At 60.6% G+C, this 18,259-nt stretch carries 17 protein-coding genes; 13 read left to right on the forward strand and 4 right to left on the reverse strand.

Features of this window, described 5'->3' with window-relative positions:
- Positions 1–89 precede the first annotated feature (89 nt).
- The 3 genes from JFU48_RS09695 to JFU48_RS09705 all read right to left on the reverse strand — a co-directional run bounded on the left by JFU48_RS09695 (position 90) and on the right by JFU48_RS09705 (position 3,750).
- Positions 90–1,991, reverse strand: coding sequence for an alkaline phosphatase PhoX (locus JFU48_RS09695; RefSeq protein WP_201136411.1), 1,902 nt, complete (start codon positions 1,989–1,991; stop codon positions 90–92).
- Between the two features lie 71 nt (positions 1,992–2,062).
- A complete protein-coding gene (locus JFU48_RS09700) occupies positions 2,063–2,827 on the reverse strand; it encodes a TOBE domain-containing protein (protein WP_201136412.1) in 765 nt (254 codons plus the stop codon).
- A 188-nt stretch (positions 2,828–3,015) separates the two neighbouring features.
- Positions 3,016–3,750: a ComF family protein gene (locus tag JFU48_RS09705; RefSeq protein ID WP_201136413.1), complete on the reverse strand. Its 735-nt coding sequence runs from the start codon at positions 3,748–3,750 to the stop codon at positions 3,016–3,018.
- 91 nt (positions 3,751–3,841) lie between these two features.
- On the opposite strand from JFU48_RS09705, the gene bioB reads away from it, so the two are divergent.
- The 9 genes from bioB (at position 3,842) to JFU48_RS09750 (ending at position 14,362) form a co-directional block, all read left to right on the forward strand.
- Positions 3,842–4,897, forward strand: a complete 1,056-nt coding sequence (gene bioB / locus JFU48_RS09710) for a biotin synthase BioB (protein ID WP_103486447.1) — start codon at positions 3,842–3,844, stop codon at positions 4,895–4,897.
- A 146-nt stretch (positions 4,898–5,043) separates the two neighbouring features.
- Positions 5,044–6,222 (forward strand): 8-amino-7-oxononanoate synthase, encoded by a 1,179-nt coding sequence (gene bioF / locus JFU48_RS09715; RefSeq protein WP_201136414.1) that lies wholly within the window; start codon positions 5,044–5,046, stop codon positions 6,220–6,222.
- Positions 6,215–6,946, forward strand: coding sequence for an alpha/beta fold hydrolase (locus JFU48_RS09720; protein ID WP_201136415.1), 732 nt, complete (start codon positions 6,215–6,217; stop codon positions 6,944–6,946). Before bioF ends, JFU48_RS09720 begins: the two co-directional genes overlap by 8 nt.
- Positions 6,939–7,751: a malonyl-ACP O-methyltransferase BioC gene (gene bioC / locus JFU48_RS09725; RefSeq protein ID WP_003228902.1), complete on the forward strand. Its 813-nt coding sequence runs from the start codon at positions 6,939–6,941 to the stop codon at positions 7,749–7,751. The genes JFU48_RS09720 and bioC overlap by 8 nt, the downstream gene beginning before the upstream one ends.
- On the forward strand, positions 7,748–8,428 hold the full coding sequence (bioD, locus tag JFU48_RS09730) for a dethiobiotin synthase (protein ID WP_003228900.1): 681 nt from the start codon (positions 7,748–7,750) through the stop codon (positions 8,426–8,428). The genes bioC and bioD overlap by 4 nt, the downstream gene beginning before the upstream one ends.
- Before the next feature lie 108 nt (positions 8,429–8,536).
- Positions 8,537–8,833, forward strand: coding sequence for a hypothetical protein (locus JFU48_RS09735; RefSeq protein ID WP_003228898.1), 297 nt, complete (start codon positions 8,537–8,539; stop codon positions 8,831–8,833).
- 276 nt (positions 8,834–9,109) lie between these two features.
- A complete protein-coding gene (locus JFU48_RS09740) occupies positions 9,110–10,915 on the forward strand; it encodes a phenylacyl-CoA dehydrogenase (RefSeq protein ID WP_103486450.1) in 1,806 nt (601 codons plus the stop codon).
- Positions 10,916–11,106: 191 nt separating this feature from the next.
- Positions 11,107–12,396 (forward strand): GGDEF domain-containing protein, encoded by a 1,290-nt coding sequence (locus JFU48_RS09745; protein ID WP_003228895.1) that lies wholly within the window; start codon positions 11,107–11,109, stop codon positions 12,394–12,396.
- A 187-nt stretch (positions 12,397–12,583) separates the two neighbouring features.
- Positions 12,584–14,362 (forward strand): acyl-CoA dehydrogenase C-terminal domain-containing protein, encoded by a 1,779-nt coding sequence (locus tag JFU48_RS09750; protein WP_201136416.1) that lies wholly within the window; start codon positions 12,584–12,586, stop codon positions 14,360–14,362.
- A gap of 227 nt (positions 14,363–14,589) precedes the next feature.
- On the opposite strand, the gene JFU48_RS09755 is transcribed toward JFU48_RS09750, so the two are convergent.
- Complete coding sequence (locus tag JFU48_RS09755; protein ID WP_045122656.1) at positions 14,590–15,519, reverse strand: LysR family transcriptional regulator; 930 nt, start codon at positions 15,517–15,519, stop codon at positions 14,590–14,592.
- Positions 15,520–15,688: 169 nt separating this feature from the next.
- On the opposite strand from JFU48_RS09755, the gene JFU48_RS09760 reads away from it, so the two are divergent.
- The 4 genes from JFU48_RS09760 (at position 15,689) to JFU48_RS09775 (ending at position 18,145) form a co-directional block, all read left to right on the forward strand.
- Complete coding sequence (locus JFU48_RS09760; protein ID WP_103486452.1) at positions 15,689–16,972, forward strand: aspartate aminotransferase family protein; 1,284 nt, start codon at positions 15,689–15,691, stop codon at positions 16,970–16,972.
- 235 nt (positions 16,973–17,207) lie between these two features.
- Positions 17,208–17,564, forward strand: coding sequence for a type II toxin-antitoxin system RelE/ParE family toxin (locus JFU48_RS09765; RefSeq protein WP_201136417.1), 357 nt, complete (start codon positions 17,208–17,210; stop codon positions 17,562–17,564).
- A complete protein-coding gene (locus JFU48_RS09770; RefSeq protein WP_201136418.1) occupies positions 17,557–17,877 on the forward strand; it encodes a helix-turn-helix domain-containing protein in 321 nt (106 codons plus the stop codon). The genes JFU48_RS09765 and JFU48_RS09770 overlap by 8 nt, the downstream gene beginning before the upstream one ends.
- A 109-nt stretch (positions 17,878–17,986) precedes the next feature.
- Positions 17,987–18,145: a YqaE/Pmp3 family membrane protein gene (locus tag JFU48_RS09775; RefSeq protein WP_003228885.1), complete on the forward strand. Its 159-nt coding sequence runs from the start codon at positions 17,987–17,989 to the stop codon at positions 18,143–18,145.
- Positions 18,146–18,259 lie beyond the last annotated feature (114 nt).

Below are 18,259 nucleotides of genomic sequence, written 5' to 3' on the forward strand. Positions count from 1 at the left end.
CCCTCCCACAGTGGATCTCCGGTGTGCCGACCATCTCATGCACTCAGCCGATCCAATGTGGGAGCGGGCTTGCTCGCGAAAGCGGTTTATCAGGCGCCGACTATTCCGCCATCCTCGCGAGTAATCGCCATCACCGAAGACCGCGGCTTGCCATTCGGCAGATGCTCGGGGAAGGTTGAACCGCCGTTTTCGCCCGGGTGCTGAATCCCGACAAACAGGGTTTTCTGGTCCGGCGAGAAGCTGATCCCGGTGACTTCGCAACCAATCGGCCCGACCATGAACCGGCGAATCTCGCCGGTCTTGGGATCGGCACAGAGCATCTGGTTGTTGCCCATCCCGGCAAAGTCCCCGGCGTTGCTCGAGTCGCCGTCAGTCAGAATCCACAAGCGCCCGGCCTTGTCGAAGCCCAGACCGTCCGGGCTGTTGAACATGTTCTGCGGGGTGATGTTCGACGAGCCGCCCTTCGGCGTGCCGGCATGCACACCCGGATTGCCGGCGACCACAAACAGATCCCAGGCAAACGTCTTCGACGCATGATCGTCGCGGTCGGTTCGCCAGCGCAGGATCTGCCCGTAGACGTTCTTCGCGCGCGGGTTAGGCCCGCCCACCGGCTGCCCGTCTTCGCCGCGCTTGGCGTTGTTGGTCAGGGTGCAATAAACCTGGCCGTCCTTCGGGCTGACCACGATCCACTCCGGGCGGTCCATGCGCGTAGCGCCGACGACACTGGCGGCGAGGCGGGCGTGGATCAGCACTTCGGCCTGATCGGCGAAACCGCTGCTGGCGTCGATGCCGTTCTTGCCGTGGGTCAGTTCGATCCACTGGCCCTGGCCCTTCGGGTGATCCGGGTTGCCGTCACCGGCGTCGAACTTGGCCACGTACAGCGTGCCGTGGTCGAGAATGTCGCGGTTGGCTTTCGGGTTGCGATGGTTGATGCGGTCGCGGCTGACGAACTTGTAGATGAACTCGCCGCGTTCGTCGTCGCCCATGTACACCACGGCGCGACCGTCATCGGTCTCGGCGAGGGCGGCGTTTTCATGCTTGAAGCGACCCAGCGCGGTGCGTTTGACCGGGGTCGATTGCGGATCGAACGGATCGATCTCGACCACCCAGCCGTGACGGTTGAGTTCGTTGGGATTCTTCGCCATGTCGAAACGCGGGTCGAACGGGTGCCAGTTGATTTCGCGACTGGCGGCCGACACGCCGTAGCGCTTTTGCGCCGGGTCGAACTGCTGCTGCGCGTTGCTGCTGCCGAAGCAGTCGGTGAAGTTCTCTTCGCAGGTCAGGTAGGTGCCCCACGGCGTCTTGCCGTTGGCGCAGTTCTGGAAGGTGCCGAGGACTTTCTTGCCGTGCTTGTCGGCGGCCGTCTTCATCAGCTCATGACCGGCCGCCGGGCCGCTGATGCGCAGCGGCGAGTTGCCATGGATGCGGCGGTTGTAGCGCGAGCCCTGGACGAACTGCCATTGGCCGTTCCTGCGCTGCACTTCGATCACCGACACCCCTTCGCAGGCCAGCGCCTTGCGCACGTCTTCGGCCGATTGCGGCATGCCGCCGTGCGGGTAGAGGTAGCGGTAGTTGGTGTATTCGTTGTTGATCGCCAGCAACGCACGGTTTCGGTCGTCGGGGAATTCGAACAGGCTCATGCCGTCGTTGTTGTCGCCGAACTGCACTTCCTGGGCGGCGGCGGTGCCATTGCCGCTTGGATCGAACGCCGGGCCGTTCTTGTGCAATGGCTGACCCCAACTGATCAGCACCGAGGACTTGTAGCCCTTGGGCAGGCTGATGACGTCGGTGGTCGCGGCGGGAATGCTCTCGAAACCGAGCAGGCGGCTGTTGCCGGCGCTGATGCCGGTGGCCAGCGCGCTGCGGCTCAGCAGGTTGCCGCCGAGGAACATGGCGGCGCCGCACAGTGCCCCGGCGCTGATGAAACCGCGACGGCTGAGGCCGACCATTTTTTCCAGATCAGTCGATTGGTTTTCTTCTAATAGGCTCACATCAGGCTCCCTGCTTGGTTTTGGCAGCAACCTTAATGGGGGGCGATGAAGCTTTTGTTGCAGAAAGTCCGTTACAGCGGCGTGCCGATCAGCACATTGGACGGCGAGAATTGCACCTGCACCGGTTGCTCGACACTCAGCTTGCGGGTGCGAAGCTGCAGCGGCTCCGCCAGAGCGCAGAGCGTCTGGCCGTTGGGCAGGGTGATGCGCACTTCGCTGGGGCCGTCCTCGGCATCGAGAATGGCTTCAATGCTGCCCTGCAGAAGATTGTGTCCAGATGTTGCAACTTGCTCCGGGGCCAGCAATTCAAGCCAGCCGGCCTTGATCAGTGCCACCACTTCGGTGCCCGGTTGCAGTTCCAGATGCACGGTGCTGTCGTGGGTGATCTGCGCGTTGATCCACAGGCCTTCGGCCAGTTCTAGGCGAATCAGGTCGTTGCGGCCCTGACCTTCGATGGCGACGACTTTGCCGTGCAACTGGTTGCGCGCGCTGGTGCGCAGCATCAGGCGCCCGAGCAGGTCCAGATCGCTGGCGTCTTCGGCGGCTTCCAGCACCTGCGCCTGCAACGCCTGCAGCTTTTGATAAAGACGCAACACCCGTTCGCCTTCGCTGGACAGTTTGGCGCCACCGCCGCCCTTGCCACCGACCGCGCGTTCCACCAGCGGTTTCTGCGCCAGGTTGTTCAACTCGTCGATTGCATCCCAAGCGGCTTTGTAACTGAGCCCGGCGCTTTTCGCGGCGCGGGTGATCGAGCCCTGTTCGGCAATGTGTTGCAGCAGGGCGATGCGCTGCGGACGGCGGACGATGTGCTGGGACAACAGGGTGGGCAGGGACATGGATGGGTGCTTTTAACGGTGGCGGTGGAAAGTGAAGTTGGCGGCTTGCACCACAAGAGTCAAGCCACACGCTGTCCCCCGGTGGGAGCGGGCTTGCTCGCGAAGGCGGTGTGTCAGTCGCCATGGATGCTGAATGTACAGGCCCCTTCGCGAGCAAGCCCGCTCCTACAATGGGATTGTGCCGATTCTCAAGTCCCCGGTTTTGGCGTGCGCGCCAGGCAATACATGTCAACCCGCGCTGCACCGGCATCTTTTAACAGTCGCGCCAGTGCCTGGGCCGTGGCGCCGGTGGTCAGCACGTCATCGATCAATGCGAAGTGCCGACCTTTCACCTCTGCGTCCGGGGCCAGGGCGAAGGCGTGACGCAAGTTGCGCTTGCGTGCCTTGGCGTCGAGATCCTGTTGGGCGCTGGTGTCGTGAATCCGCCGTAGAGCCTGTTCCTCAAAAGGCAGATCCAGCTGTTGGCTCAACCATCGCCCCAGCATTGCCGCTTGATTGAACCCACGTTGACGCAGACGTTTGCTGGCCAGTGGCACCGGCACCAACACGTCGGGTCGCGGCAAACCTTCATCGAAGCGATGTTGCAGGTATTGTCCGGCAACGTCGGCGAGCAGGTGACCAAACGGCCATTTCGCGTTGTGTTTAAAACGCGTAATCAAACTGTCCACCGGGAAGTCATAGCGCCAGGGCACGACCACCTGTTCGAACGCCGGCGGCTCTAGCAGGCACCCGCCGCAGGTCAGGCCAGTGCTGGGTAGCGGCAGGGCGCAGGTCTGGCAGTGGTCGCCGAGCCAGGGCAAATCGGTTTCGCAGGCGACGCAGATTGGCATTTCTGCTTCTGCGGGCTCATCGCACAGCAAGCAGGTCTGTACGTTTTTTAAACAGATGTAAACCTGTTGTTCGTGTCGTGGTTGACAGCGCATGACTCTTCCTTAAATATGCCGAACATCCGTGTCGCGCCTGTGGGTATTCCGTTCCCGCAGCCGCCAGCCAAGCATAACCAAGGAACTGCCCATGAGCGCCAGCACCTCTGCCACCCTGCGTCACGACTGGTCTTTAGCCGAAGTCAAAGCGCTCTTCGTACAGCCATTCAACGACTTGCTGTTCCAGGCGCAGACGGTGCACCGCGCCCATTTCAACGCCAACCGCGTGCAGGTTTCCACGCTGCTGTCGATCAAGACCGGTGCCTGCCCGGAAGATTGCAAGTACTGCCCGCAGTCCGGTCACTACAACACCGGCCTGGAAAAAGAAAAGCTGATGGAAGTGCAGAAAGTCCTCGAAGAGGCTGCCCGCGCCAAAGCCATCGGCTCGACCCGTTTCTGCATGGGCGCGGCGTGGAAGCACCCGTCGGCCAAAGACATGCCGTATGTGCTGAAGATGGTCGAAGGTGTGAAAGCCATGGGCCTGGAAACCTGCATGACCCTCGGTCGTCTCGATCAGGAGCAGACCGAGGCGCTGGCCAAGGCTGGCCTCGATTACTACAACCACAACCTCGACACTTCGCCGGAGTTCTACGGCAGCATCATCACCACCCGCACCTACAGCGAACGCTTGCAGACGCTGGCCTACGTGCGTGAGTCGGGGATGAAGATCTGCTCCGGTGGCATTCTCGGCATGGGCGAGTCGCTGGACGACCGCGCCAACCTGCTGATCCAGTTGGCCAACCTGCCGGAGCATCCGGAGTCGGTGCCGATCAACATGCTGGTGAAAGTCGCCGGCACGCCGCTGGAAAACGCCGATGACGTCGATCCGTTCGACTTCATCCGCATGCTCGCCGTGGCGCGCATCCTCATGCCGCAATCCCACGTACGCCTGTCCGCCGGCCGCGAGGCGATGAATGAGCAGATGCAGGCGTTGGCATTCCTTGCCGGTGCCAACTCGATTTTCTACGGCGACAAACTGCTGACCACCGCCAACCCGCAGGCCGACAAGGACATGCAACTGTTCGCGCGCCTGGGCATTCAACCGGAAGCGCGCGAAGAGCATTCCGACGAGGTGCATCAGGCCGCGATCGAGCAGGCGTTGGTGGAGCAGAAGAGCAGCGAGCAGTTCTATAACGCTGCGGTCTGATCTTCGCTCGAAACGCAAAACCCTGTAGGAGTGAGCCTGCTCGCGATAGCGGTCTGACATTCACCAATAATGTCGACTGATACACCGCCATCGCGAGCAGGCTCACTCCTACAGGAGATCTGTGTCACTTGAAAGTCGAGGCCTGCATGTATTTCGATCTCGCCGCACGCCTTGCTGCCCGCCGTGCCGAAAATCTCTATCGTCAGCGCCCGCTGCTCGAGTCCCCGCAGGGGCCTGAAGTGGTGGTCGACGGCCAGCCGTTGCTGGCGTTCTGTAACAACGATTACCTTGGCCTGGCCAATCATCCGCAGGTGATCGAAGCCTGGCGCGCCGGTGCCGAGCGCTGGGGCGTGGGCGGCGGCGCGTCGCATCTGGTGATCGGTCACAGCGGCCCGCATCACGCACTGGAAGACGCCCTCGCCGATCTCACCGGCCGGCCGCGCGCGCTGCTGTTCACCACCGGCTACATGGCCAACCTCGGTGCGGTCACGGCGCTGGTCGGGCAGGGCGATACGGTGCTGGAAGACCGGCTCAACCATGCGTCGTTGCTGGATGCCGGTCTGTTGTCCGGCGCGCGTTTCAATCGTTACCTGCACAACGACGCCGACAGCCTCGCCAAGCGGCTGGAGAAAGCCACCGGCAATACGCTGGTGGTGACTGACGGAGTGTTCAGCATGGACGGCGATCTCGCCGATCTGCCGGCGCTGGCGCGTGAGGCCAAGGCCAAAGGCGCGTGGTTGATGGTCGACGATGCCCATGGCTTCGGCCCGCTCGGCGCCAATGGCGGCGGGATCGTCGAGCATTTTGGTCTGAGTCAGGAGGATGTGCCGGTGCTGGTCGGCACCCTTGGCAAGGCGTTCGGTACTGCTGGCGCTTTTGTCGCTGGCAGTGAAGAGCTGATCGAAAGCCTGATCCAGTTCGCCCGGCCCTACATCTACACCACCAGCCAGCCGCCGGCGCTAGCCTGCGCGACCCTGAAAAGTCTGGAATTACTGCGCAGCGAGCATTGGCGGCGTGAGCACCTTAACCTGCTGATCCGCCAATTTCGTCGAGGGGCCGAGCAGATCGGTCTGCAACTGATGGACAGCTTCACCCCGATCCAGCCGATTCTGATCGGCGATGCCGGTCGCGCCGTGCGTCTGTCGCAGATGTTGCGCGAGCGCGGCTTGATGGTCACGGCCATCCGTCCGCCTACCGTTCCGGCGGGAAGTGCACGCCTGCGCGTGACCCTGACCGCTGCCCACAGCGAGGCGCAGGTGCAGCTATTGTTAGAAGGACTGGCCGATTGCTTTGCCCAACTGTCGTCGGAGCCAAGCCATGCGTGATCGCCTGATTCTGCTGCCCGGCTGGGGCCTCGGCGTTTCGCCGCTGGAGCCTCTGGCCGCGGCATTGCAGGGGCTCGACGAGCACCTGCATGTCGAGATCGAACCGTTGCCGGAACTCGATTCTTGCGACTTGCAGGATTGGCTCGACGAACTCGATGAGCGGATCCCTCAGAACGTGTGGCTGGGCGGCTGGTCGCTTGGCGGCATGCTTGCCGGCGAGTTGGCGGCGCGGCGTGGAGAACATTGCTGCGGACTGCTGACACTGGCGAGCAATCCTTCATTTGTCGCCCATGAACAATGGCCGAGCGCGATGGCGGCTGAGACGTTCGACGCTTTTTTGGCCGGTTGCAGCGCCGACCCGCGCATGACCCTCAAGCGTTTCTCGCTGCTGTGTGCCCAAGGCGCGCAAGATCCGCGCGGCTTGTCGCGGCTGATGCTGGGCGGGGCGCCGAATGCAGCCCCCGAGACCTTGATGGTCGGCCTGGAATTGCTCGCACAACTGGATACCCGTGAAGCGTTGCAGGCCTTTCGCGGCCCGCAGTTGCATCTGTTCACCGGGCAGGACGGCCTGGTGCCGGCAGAAGCAGCAGGGGCGTTGTTCGCGTTGTTGCCGGATATCGAAATTGGTCTGATCGAACAGGCCAGTCATGCATTTCTTCTGGAAGACCCCCATGGCGTGGCGGGTGCGATCCAGGCTTTTCTACACGAGTGCGGTGATGACTGATTTGTCTCTTGTTGCGCTGCCTGGCGGCTTGCCTGACAAGCGCCAGGTCGCGGCGTCTTTCTCACGTGCGGCGGCCAGCTACGACAGCGTTGCCGAGCTGCAGCGTGATGTCGGTTCGCAGTTGCTCGCACGCTTGCCAGCGGGTTTTGTGCCGGCGCGGTGGCTGGATCTGGGCTGCGGCACCGGGTATTTCACTCGCGCAATGGCCGAGCGATTTGTCGAGGGTCATGGTCTGGCACTGGATATCGCCGAAGGCATGCTCAATCACGCCCGTCCTTTGGGTGGTGCGCAGCATTTCATCGCTGGCGATGCGGAACGTCTGCCGTTGCAGGATTCGACCTGTGAGCTGATCTTTTCCAGCCTTGCGGTGCAGTGGTGTGCGGACTTCGAATCGGTGCTCAGTGAGGCTTTTCGTGTACTGAAACCCGGTGGGATTTTTGCGTTTGCTAGTCTTTGTGTAGGGACGTTGTACGAGTTGCGGGACAGCTGGCGGCAGGTCGATGGTCTGGTGCACGTCAACCGCTTTCGCGAGTTCGCCCGGTATGAGCAGTTGTGTGCCGCCAGTGGCTTGCGTACGGTGAGTCTGCAGAATCAGGCGCATGTGCTGCACTACCCGGATGTGCGCAGCCTGACCCATGAACTCAAGGCGCTCGGCGCGCACAATCTGAACCCTGGTCGGCCGGGGGGCTTGACCGGGCGCGCGCGGATCCTCGGCTTGATCGAGGCTTACGAGCAGTTCCGTGAGGCGCAGGGATTGCCGGCGACTTACCAGGTGGTCTACGCCGTTTTGGAGAAACCCTTATGAGCGCAGCCTATTTCATCACCGGGACTGACACCGATGTCGGCAAGACCACCGTGGCTGCCGGGTTGCTGCATGCTGCGCGCTCGGCAGGGCTGAGTACGGCGGCGGGGAAACCGGTTGCTTCGGGCTGCGAGGTCACCCCCAAGGGGTTGCGCAATGCCGATGCGCTGGCGCTGCTGGCTGAATGTTCGGTGCCGCTGACCTATCAACAGGTCAATCCGGTGGCATTCGAACCGGCTATCGCGCCGCATCTGGCAGCGCGTGAGGCCGGCGTCGCGCTGACCGTGCAATCGTTGCTGGCGCCGATGCGCGAAATTCTGGCGCTGAATGCCGATTTCACGTTGATCGAAGGGGCGGGTGGCTGGCGGGTGCCGTTGGCCGATCAGGACAATCTGTCGGATCTGGCCATCGCGTTGAAGCTGCCGGTGATTCTGGTGGTGGGTGTGCGCCTGGGCTGCATCAGCCATGCGTTGCTGACGGCCGAGGCAATTGCTCGCGATGGCCTGCAACTGGCGGGTTGGGTGGCGAATATCATCGATCCGAAGACGTCACGGCTGGAGGAGAATCTGGCGACGTTGGCCGAGCGGCTTCCGGCGCCGTGTCTGGGGCGGGTACCGAAACTGAAGTCTCTCAGCGCCGAGGCTGTGGCCGATCATCTGCAACTCGATCTGCTGGATTAATGTTTTTGGCTATGACAGGGCACTGTGCCATCAGTATTTTTGACGGGTGTTTTTCTGGCGCCTCTGCTTCAATGACCACCATTGATCCTTCCCAAGGATGAGAGCGCTATGGAAATCTCCGGTAACACAGCTTTTTATGCAGGTTTGAGCACTATTCAGACCGGGCAGAACCGTGTCGACCAGGCCGCGAGCCAGATCGCCAACAACACCATCGAGCGTTCGGTTACCAGCCAGTCTTCCGAGGCTCAGGTCGATCGTCTGCGTGGTATCGACCGCAGTCAGCAAATGGATCCGGGCAGCGCCATGGCCGAGATGGCCCAAGGCAAGTTTCAGGTAGAGCTGGGCACCAAGGTCGCGAAGGCTTCCGATGAAATGCTCGGTACGATCATCGATACGTTTGCCTGATTTTTCGCGTCTCTCGCCTGCTGAGCGCCGCGCCTTGTCGCGGCGTTTTTCTTTGTAAGTCCTTCTCCCTCAACTAATCTTTTTTTATGGCCCGTGGCTCTGTGCAGTCCATGGCGGTTTGCTGTGTCCGGCGTTTGAAAAAAGTGATGACGAACGGCAAAAGATCGACGCTTGACAAGATTTCGGCGTAAACGTATGTTTCAAACAACTGTTTGACCGTCACAACAAATCAACACGGTCGTTCATTCCCGGTTACATCAGCAGAGGTTTATCGCTATGCCTGACTACAAGGCCCCCTTGCGTGATATTCGCTTCGTTCGTGACGAACTGCTCGGCTACGAAGCGCACTATCAGAGCCTTCCGGCTTGCGCCGACGCAACGCCAGACATGGTTGACGCCATTCTCGAAGAAGGCGCCAAGTTTTGTGAGCAGGTACTGGCACCGCTGAACCGCGTGGGCGACCTCGAAGGCTGCACCTGGAGCGAGTCCGGCGTGAAGACCCCGACTGGCTTCAAAGAAGCCTACAAGCAATTCGTCGAAGGCGGCTGGCCTAGCCTGGCGCACGACGTCGAGCACGGCGGTCAAGGCCTGCCGGAGTCGCTGGGTCTGGCCGTCAGCGAAATGGTCGGTGAAGCCAACTGGTCGTGGGGCATGTACCCAGGCCTGTCGCACGGCGCGATGAACACCATCTCCGAGCACGGCACCCCTGAGCAGCAAGAAGCCTATTTGACCAAACTGGTTTCCGGCGAGTGGACCGGCACCATGTGCCTGACCGAACCGCACTGCGGCACCGACCTGGGCATGCTGCGCACCAAGGCCGAGCCTCAGGCTGATGGTTCCTACAAAGTTTCCGGTACCAAGATCTTCATCTCGGCCGGTGAACACGACATGGCCGACAACATCGTCCACATCGTACTGGCTCGTCTGCCGGACGCACCGGCTGGCACCAAAGGCATTTCCCTGTTCATCGTTCCAAAGTTCCTGCCGAACGCCGATGGCACCCTCGGTGCGCGCAACGCCGTGAGCTGCGGTTCGCTGGAACACAAGATGGGCATTCACGGCAACGCCACTTGCGTGATGAACTTCGACGGCGCGACCGGTTTCCTGATCGGCCCGGCGAACAAAGGCCTGAACTGCATGTTCACCTTCATGAACACCGCACGTCTGGGTACCGCGCTGCAAGGTCTGGCCCACGCCGAAATCGGCTTCCAGGGTGGCCTGAAATACGCTCGCGATCGTCTGCAAATGCGCTCCCTGACTGGCCCGAAAGCGCCGGACAAGGCTGCTGACCCGATCATCGTGCACCCTGACGTACGTCGCATGCTGTTGACCATGAAGGCCTTCGCCGAAGGCAACCGCGCGATGGTGTACTTCACCGCCAAGCAGGTCGACATCGTCAAATATGGCGTCGACGAAGAAGAGAAGAAGAAGGCCGACGCTCTGCTGGCGTTCATGACGCCGATCGCCAAAGCGTTCATGACCGAAGTCGGTTTCGAAGCCGCCAACCACGGCGTGCAGATCTACGGTGGCCACGGTTTCATCGCCGAGTGGGGCATGGAGCAGAACGTTCGCGACAGCCGTATTTCGATGCTGTACGAAGGCACCACCGGCATCCAGGCACTCGACCTGCTGGGCCGTAAAGTGCTGATGACCCAAGGCGAGGCTCTGAAAGGCTTCACCAAGATCGTCCACAAGTTCTGCCAGAACAACGAAGGCAACGAAGCCGTCAAAGAATTCGTTGCACCGCTGGCTGCACTGAACAAGGAATGGGGCGAGCTGACCATGAAGGTCGGTATGGCGGCCATGAAAGATCGCGAAGAAGTCGGCGCGGCCTCCGTGGACTACCTGATGTACTCCGGTTACGCCTGCCTGGCCTACTTCTGGGCCGACATGGCACGTGTGGCGGCCGAGAAGCTGGCAGAAGGCACCGGCGACGCAGCGTTCTACACCGCCAAGCTGCAAACCGCGCGCTTCTACTTCCAGCGCATCCTGCCACGTACCCGTACTCACGTGGCCACCATGCTGTCGGGCGCCAACAACCTGATGGACATGAAAGAAGAAGACTTCGCACTGGGCTACTAAGCCTCAACGCGGTCTGACGAAAACCGCTGCTCCCATGGGGCAGCGGTTTTTTTGTTTCTGAATCGCTCAGAAACCCGAGTTTTCTGCCGTTAAAGAGACTGCGTGTGATCTGGATCACATTGTGTGTGCTTAACTGGCCACATTGCAGGCACAATGCCATCTCTTTGATATGACGGGTCGGAGCTTTACCCTTGCCGCGTTCTTCTGCTGTACGTTTCAGCCATTTCCTACCCTCACTGCTGTTGTTACTTGCGGGGTTGGCGGCTGCGTACGTCAAAGACCTCAACGTATTCTTCACTTCACTGTTCAACGTGTTACCGACCCTGGTGCTGCTGTTGGGCGGCGCTTACTGTGCGGTTTACCGACGTCAGCGCGAACTGTTTCTGATGCTCACGGTGTACATCGCCTACTTTTTGCTCGACACCCAGACTGACTATTACCGCGACAATGGCAAAGTGCGCGAAGACGCCGCCGTGGTATTCCACCTTGTCTGTCTGCTGTTGCCGCTGCTGTTCGGGCTGTTCGCCGCGTGGCAGGAACGTACCCATCTGTTTCAGGACATGGTGGCGCGGTTCGCCGTGTTGCTGGCCTTCGGCAGCGTCGCCCTCGGCCTTGAGCAGAGTTATCCCCAGGCTCTGCTCATGTGGCTCTCGGAAATCCGCTGGCCGGCGCTGCATGGCGCCTGGATGAGCCTGATCCAGATGTCCTATCCGGTATTCCTCTCGGCGTTCCTGCTGCTGGCCTGGCAGTACTGGCGCAACCCGCGCCCGCTGCATGCGGCGCAACTGGTCGGCTTGCTCGGTTTGTTCTGGATGCTGCCGAAAACCTTCATCCTGCCATTCACCCTGAACATCATGTGCAGTCAGGTGATGCTGATGGTTGCGGCTGCCGTGGCGCATGAGGCCTATCAAATGGCCTTCCGCGATGAACTCACCGGTCTGCCGGGGCGCCGCGCGCTCAATGAGCGGATGCAGCGCCTGGGGCGCAACTATGTGCTGGCGATGAGCGACGTCGATCACTTCAAGAAATTCAACGACACCCACGGTCACGATGTTGGTGACCAAGTGCTGCGACTGGTCGCCAGCAAACTGTCGAAAATCAGCGGCGGAGGTAGGGCATATCGCTATGGTGGTGAGGAATTCGCCCTGGTGTTTGCGGGCAAAACCCTCGAGGAATGCATGCCGCACCTGGAAGTGATCCGCGAGTCGATTGCCTCCTACAACATCCAGTTGCGCAATCAGGAGAACCGCCCGCAGGACGACCAGCAAGGTCGCCAGCGCCGTAGCGGCAGCGGTGCTTCCAGTGTCTCGGTCACGGTCAGTATCGGCGTTGCCGAACGGGTCGAGCAGCGGACGCCGGAAGAAGTCCTCAAGTCCGCCGACCAGGCGTTGTACAGCGCCAAGGGCGCCGGGCGTAACTGCGTCATGGCGTTCGGACAGAACCGTCGCGGCGCGGTGCGCATGGACAGCGCCGCTGGCTGAATCACGCCACAACCATCACTAAAAAGCCCGCTGATTGCGGGCTTTGTTTTATCGCTGAATGCTGGTGACCAAAAATAACAAATCAGTCACCGGTTGACCCTATGTGTCGCAAAAGTTGTTGAGGTACACTCGGCCTCACGAGAACACTCTTCCACGAATCACCTGTTTAGATCTTGCGAGGTTTGCCATGGCTGACTACAAAGCGCCGCTGCGCGATATGCGCTTCGTCCTCAATGAAGTATTCGAAGTCGCCAAACTCTGGGCTGAACTGCCGGCCTTGGCCGAGACCGTCGATGCAGAAACCGTAGAAGCCATTCTCGAAGAAGCCGGCAAGGTCACCAGCAAAAGCATTGCACCCCTGAGCCGCGCAGCCGACGAAGAAGGCTGCCACTGGAAGGACGGCGCTGTCAGCACTCCGGCCGGTTTCCCACAGGCCTATCAGACTTACGCAGAGGGCGGTTGGGTCGGCGTCGGTGGCGATCCGGCCTACGGCGGCATGGGCATGCCCAAGGCTGTCTCGGCGCAGGTCGAAGAAATGGTCAACTCCGCCAGCCTGTCGTTCGGTCTGTACCCGATGCTGACCGCCGGCGCCTGCCTGTCGATCAACGCCCACGCCAGCGAGGAGCTGAAGGCCGCGTACCTGCCGAACATGTACGCCGGCGTCTGGGCCGGTTCCATGTGCCTGACCGAGCCGCACGCCGGCACCGACCTGGGGATCATTCGCACCAAGGCCGAACCGCAGGCCGACGGTTCCTACAAGGTCAGCGGCACCAAGATCTTCATCACCGGCGGTGAGCACGACCTGACCGAGAACATCATTCACCTGGTGCTGGCGAAACTGCCGGACGCCCCGGCCGGCCCGAAAGGCATTTCGCTGTTCCTGGTACCGAAGTTCATGGTCAATGCCGATGGCAGCCTGGGCGCGCGCAACCCGGCGAACTGCGGTTCGATCGAGCACAAGATGGGCATCCAGGCGTCCGCGACCTGCGTGATGAACTTCGACGAAGCCGTGGGTTATCTGGTCGGCGAGCCGAACAAGGGCTTGGCGGCGATGTTCACCATGATGAACTACGAGCGTCTGGGCGTCGGTATTCAAGGTCTGGCCAGCGGCGAGCGCTCTTATCAGAACGCCGTCGAATATGCGCGTGATCGTCTGCAGAGCCGTTCGCCGACCGGCGCGCAGAACAAGGACAAGGTTGCCGACCCGATCATCGTCCACCCGGACGTGCGTCGCATGCTGCTGACCATGAAAGCCTCGAACGAGGGCGGTCGCGCCTTCTCCACCTACGTGGCGATGCAACTCGACACCGCCAAGTTCAGCGAAGACGCGACCACCCGCAAGCGCGCAGAAGACCTGGTCGCGCTGCTGACCCCGGTGGCCAAGGCATTCCTCACGGACCTGGGCCTGGAAACCACCGTGCACGGCCAGCAGATTTTCGGCGGCCACGGCTACATCCGCGAGTGGGGTCAGGAGCAACTGGTGCGTGACGTGCGCATCACCCAGATCTACGAAGGCACCAACGGCATTCAGGCGCTGGACCTGGTCGGGCGCAAGATCGTCGGCAGCGGCGGCGCGTTCTACAAGCTGTTCGCTGACGAGATCCGCCACTTCACCGCAACGGCCAGCGCTGACCTCGGCGAATTCACCAAGCCGCTGAACGATGCCGTCAGCACCCTCGATGAACTGACTGCATGGCTGCTGGATCGGGCGAAAACCAATCCGAACGAAATCGGCGCAGCCTCGGTCGAATACTTGCAAGCGTTTGGCTACACCGCTTATGCCTACATGTGGGCACTGATGGCGAAAGCCGCGCTGGGTAAAGAAGCCCAGGACGATTTCTACGCCAGCAAGCTGGGCACCGCGCGCTTCTATTTCGCCCGTCTGCTGCCGCGTATCCACTCACTGAGTGCATCGGTAAAGGCTGGCAGCGAGTCGTTGTTCCTGCTGAACGCTGAACAGTTTTGATGATGTAACGTCATGTAAGCATTCTCTTACATGACGTGCTGCTGTTCTCCCATAGGCGCGGATTGGATCCACAGCTAATCTACAACTCATGGACGTCGCGCAGGAAGCGCAAAGCAACAACACGGACACGTAGGATTCTGCCAGGGTGGCGGAGTGAAATGGATGTCAGGGAAACAGTCTGCAAAGCCCCGCTTCGGCGGGGTTTTCTTTTGCCTGCAGAAAAGTTTTCAGGCCAGCGGATCCAGTGGCGGCGCAGCTTTAAGCGGTTTGTCCTCACGCTGAATCACCTCTTCCAGCAACGTACGCAGCAACGCCAAAGACGCCTGCTGGCGCTGCACGTCGCGGCACACCAGCCCAACCTTCAGCGGCACCCGTGGTTCGCTCAACGGCTTCCACAGCAGATCCTGTTCGTCGTATTCCCTCTGTGAGCGCCCGGGCAACACCGTCGCCAGTTTGGTGTGCGGCAGACTGTCGAGAATCCCTAGCATATTGTTCAGCTCGGCCTGTACTTGCGGGCGCCGCCCCAGGCTGGTCAGCTGCGCCTGCCAGATCTGCCGGATCTGAAATTCTTCGCCCAGCAGCAACATGGGCAATTCCGCAGCCTGGCGCATCGAGACTTTCTTGAATTCACGCAGCGGGTGATCCGCCGGGATCACCAGCGTCAGCTCGTCTTCGTACAGCAGCACGCCATGCAGCCCCGGTTGGCGCGGCGGCAGGTAGCTGATGCCGATGTCCAGAGAGCCGTTGAGCAAACGGCGCTCGATCTCCAGCCCCGTCAGTTCATAGATCTGCACCACAAGATGCGGCTGCGCCTTGCGCACCCGTTCGAGCATTTGCGGCACAAGGCTGGTGTGCACGGTTTGCAGTACGCCGATCGCCAGCGTGCGCAGGGCTTGTCCCTTGAAGTTGCCCAGCGCTTCCCGTGCCCGCTGCAGACCGTCGAGCAGCGGCAGGGCGTGGTTGTACAGCGTGTGTGCGGCGAGTGTCGGCAACAGACGTTTGCTGCTGCGTTCGAACAGGGTGACGTCGAGGTTCTGTTCAAGCTGGCGAATCTGCTGCGACAGCGCCGGTTGCGAGATCGACAGGCGCTCGGCAGCGCGGCCGACATGGCCCTCTTCGTAGACCGCGACGAAATAACGCAGTTGTTTGAAATCCATAAGTAGCGCTTATCGAAAATGCTGGTAAATCGAAATGGCCCGAAGCCGTCAGTGAGCCTAGTCTAACCGCAATCACAAGGCTTACAGGGCCAGAGAGCGCGATGAATAGCGTTTGCTTCGACAGTGTTTGCATAGGCAGTTCAAAAAACCTCAACCGAGGTTTTTTTCAATGAATCTGTTCAGTTTGCGGCGCCAGGCGCCGAGTCTTGATGACCTCGCTTTCGAGGCCGCTTCACCCCAGGCAGGCGACAGCCTGAATGCCGAGCGCCTGATGCCCAGTGTCGAACGGCCGCAGCAGGTGTTCGTTCGCGGTCAGGGCTCTTGGCTGTGGGACAGCAATGACCGCGCCTACCTCGACTTTTCCCAGGCCGGCGGTGCCAACAGCCTCGGCCACAGCCCTTCGGCACTGGTCAAAGCCATCGCCGGCCAAGCCCAGGCGCTGATCAACCCCGGTTTCAATCTGCACAATCGCGGCATGCTCAGCCTTGCCGAGCGCCTGTGCGCCAGCACCTCCAGCGATCAGGCTTACCTGCTCAACAGCGGCAGCGAGGCCTGTGAAGCGGCGATCAAACTGGCGCGCAAATGGGGCCAGCTGCATCGTGGCGGCGCCTCGCGGATCATTGTTGCCAGACAAGGCTGTCACGGCCGTAGTCTGGCGACGATTTCCGCGTCGGACAGTTGCAACCTGCACAACCGTTTCGCACCCTTGTTGCCGGGTTTCGATCGGGTGCCCTTCAACGATTTGCCGGCGCTGCATGCCGCCGTCGATGCGCAAACCGTGGCGATCATGCTCGAACCGATCCAGAGCGATGCCGGGGTGATTCCGGCCACCGAGCATTACCTAAAAGGCGTCGAGCGCTTATGCCGCGAGCTGGGCATTCTGCTGATCCTCGACGAAGTGCAGACCGGCATCGGCCGCTGCGGCACTTTGCTCGCGGAAGAGTCCTACGGTGTGCGCGCCGATATCGTCGTACTCGGCAAGGGCCTTGGTGGCGGCGTTCCTCTGGCGGCGTTATTGGCCCGAGGCAAGGCCTGCTGCTTTGATGCGGGGGAACTGGGCGGCACTCATCACGGCAATGCACTGATGACCGCGGCCGGTCTGGTGGTGCTCGACAGCGTGCAGGACCGGGCATTTCTCGAGCAGATCAAAGACCACGGCCAGCACTTGCGCGAGGGACTAGCGCGACTGGCGCACCGTTACGGACATGGCGAGTTGCGCGGGCAAGGCCTGTTCTGGGGACTGAGTCTGTCAGAGGATTCCGCCGATGCCGTAGTCAAAGCCGCCTTGCATGAAGGCCTGCTGCTCAACGCGCCGCAAGCCAACTGCCTGCGTTTCACCCCGGCACTCACCGTCAGCAAGGCCAACATCGACGAAATGCTCCTGCGCTTGACCCGCGCCTTCTCACGAGTGCGCACCGCCCAACTGCAATGCCGTAAAGGGATTGCCGTCTGAGCTGAAGTTTCCTACCCGATTTCAAGAACCGTCTCGCGGTATAACGCACGCCCCACGCCTGATTCTTTTGGCGTGGGGCGTTTTTTTGTGCCCGGGTTTTGCCAAGTGCTTTCTGGCACTTGAGAACTTATCGGACGAATGCTCTTTTAGAAGGTGCCGACAGGGAGTGCGGTGTCACCAAGACTGGCTTTGTAATATGTACCACCAGGTGGTATGTTTTTTGGAAGGGATACCGATGTCATTCAGATTGTTCAAGGCCAAAGGCTTTGCGGTACAGGCCAGCAAGGCATGGATCACGGATGAGGAATTACTGGAGGCATTCGCCGAGATGCTCGATGGACAGGCTGACAATCTTGGCGGTGGGGTCTGGAAGAAACGTCTGAATGCCAATCGCCACCGCTCGATTGTTCTGGCGAAGGGCGGTCGTTACTGGATTTATCAAGTGCTGTTCGCCAAGAAGGACCGGAGCAATATCAGTACCGCAGAGCTAAAGGATTTACGCAAATTGGCCAAGGCTTATGCGCAACTGTCGCATGAGCAGCTTCAGGGATTGCTGGCGATGAAGGAGTTTGTGGAGATTTCCCATGAGTAAGAAATACAAAAGTGAAGTTTTTCAGTCGGTACATGAGTCGGCCAAGGCTTTGCTCTCGGTCGGAGCCATCAGCAAGGCGACGATGCGTGAGTTTGACGAGTCCTGCCTGGCGACGGTGCCTGACGCGATCCCGGCGGAACAGATCAAGGCGCTGCGCGAGCGTAATAACGTCAGCCAGCCGGTATTTGCACGCTACTTGAATACCAGTGCATCGACAGTCAAGCAATGGGAGTCGGGAGATAAACATCCCAGCGGAATGGCGCTGAAACTGCTGAGCATCGTGCAGAAGCATGGGCTGCAAATTCTTGCCTGAGCCATCAATTTGGCACTGAGACTTTGATTGGCAGTGAACCCTGAAGAACGGCGCAGGTCGATTAGCTTGTATGGCTCATGTGAGCCAACCCCCATTCAGGAGCTGACCCATGGACTTCATTCGTATCATCATCGCCATTCTGTTGCCGCCACTGGGTGTGTTTCTGCAGGTCGGGTTCGGCGGGGCGTTCTGGCTGAACATTCTGCTGACGCTGTGCGGCTACATTCCCGGGATCGTGCATGCGGTGTACATCATCGCCAAGCGTTGAGTATTGCCGAGTCAGATAAAAAGCCATCGCGAGCAGGCTCACTCCTACCGGAGATTTGTGTTGTGAACACGGTCAACTGTAGGAGTGAGCCTGCTCGCGATAGAGGCATCGATA

The organism is Pseudomonas sp. TH49 (assembly GCF_016650625.1).
Taxonomy (GTDB): Bacteria; Pseudomonadota; Gammaproteobacteria; order Pseudomonadales; family Pseudomonadaceae; genus Aquipseudomonas; species Aquipseudomonas fluorescens_H.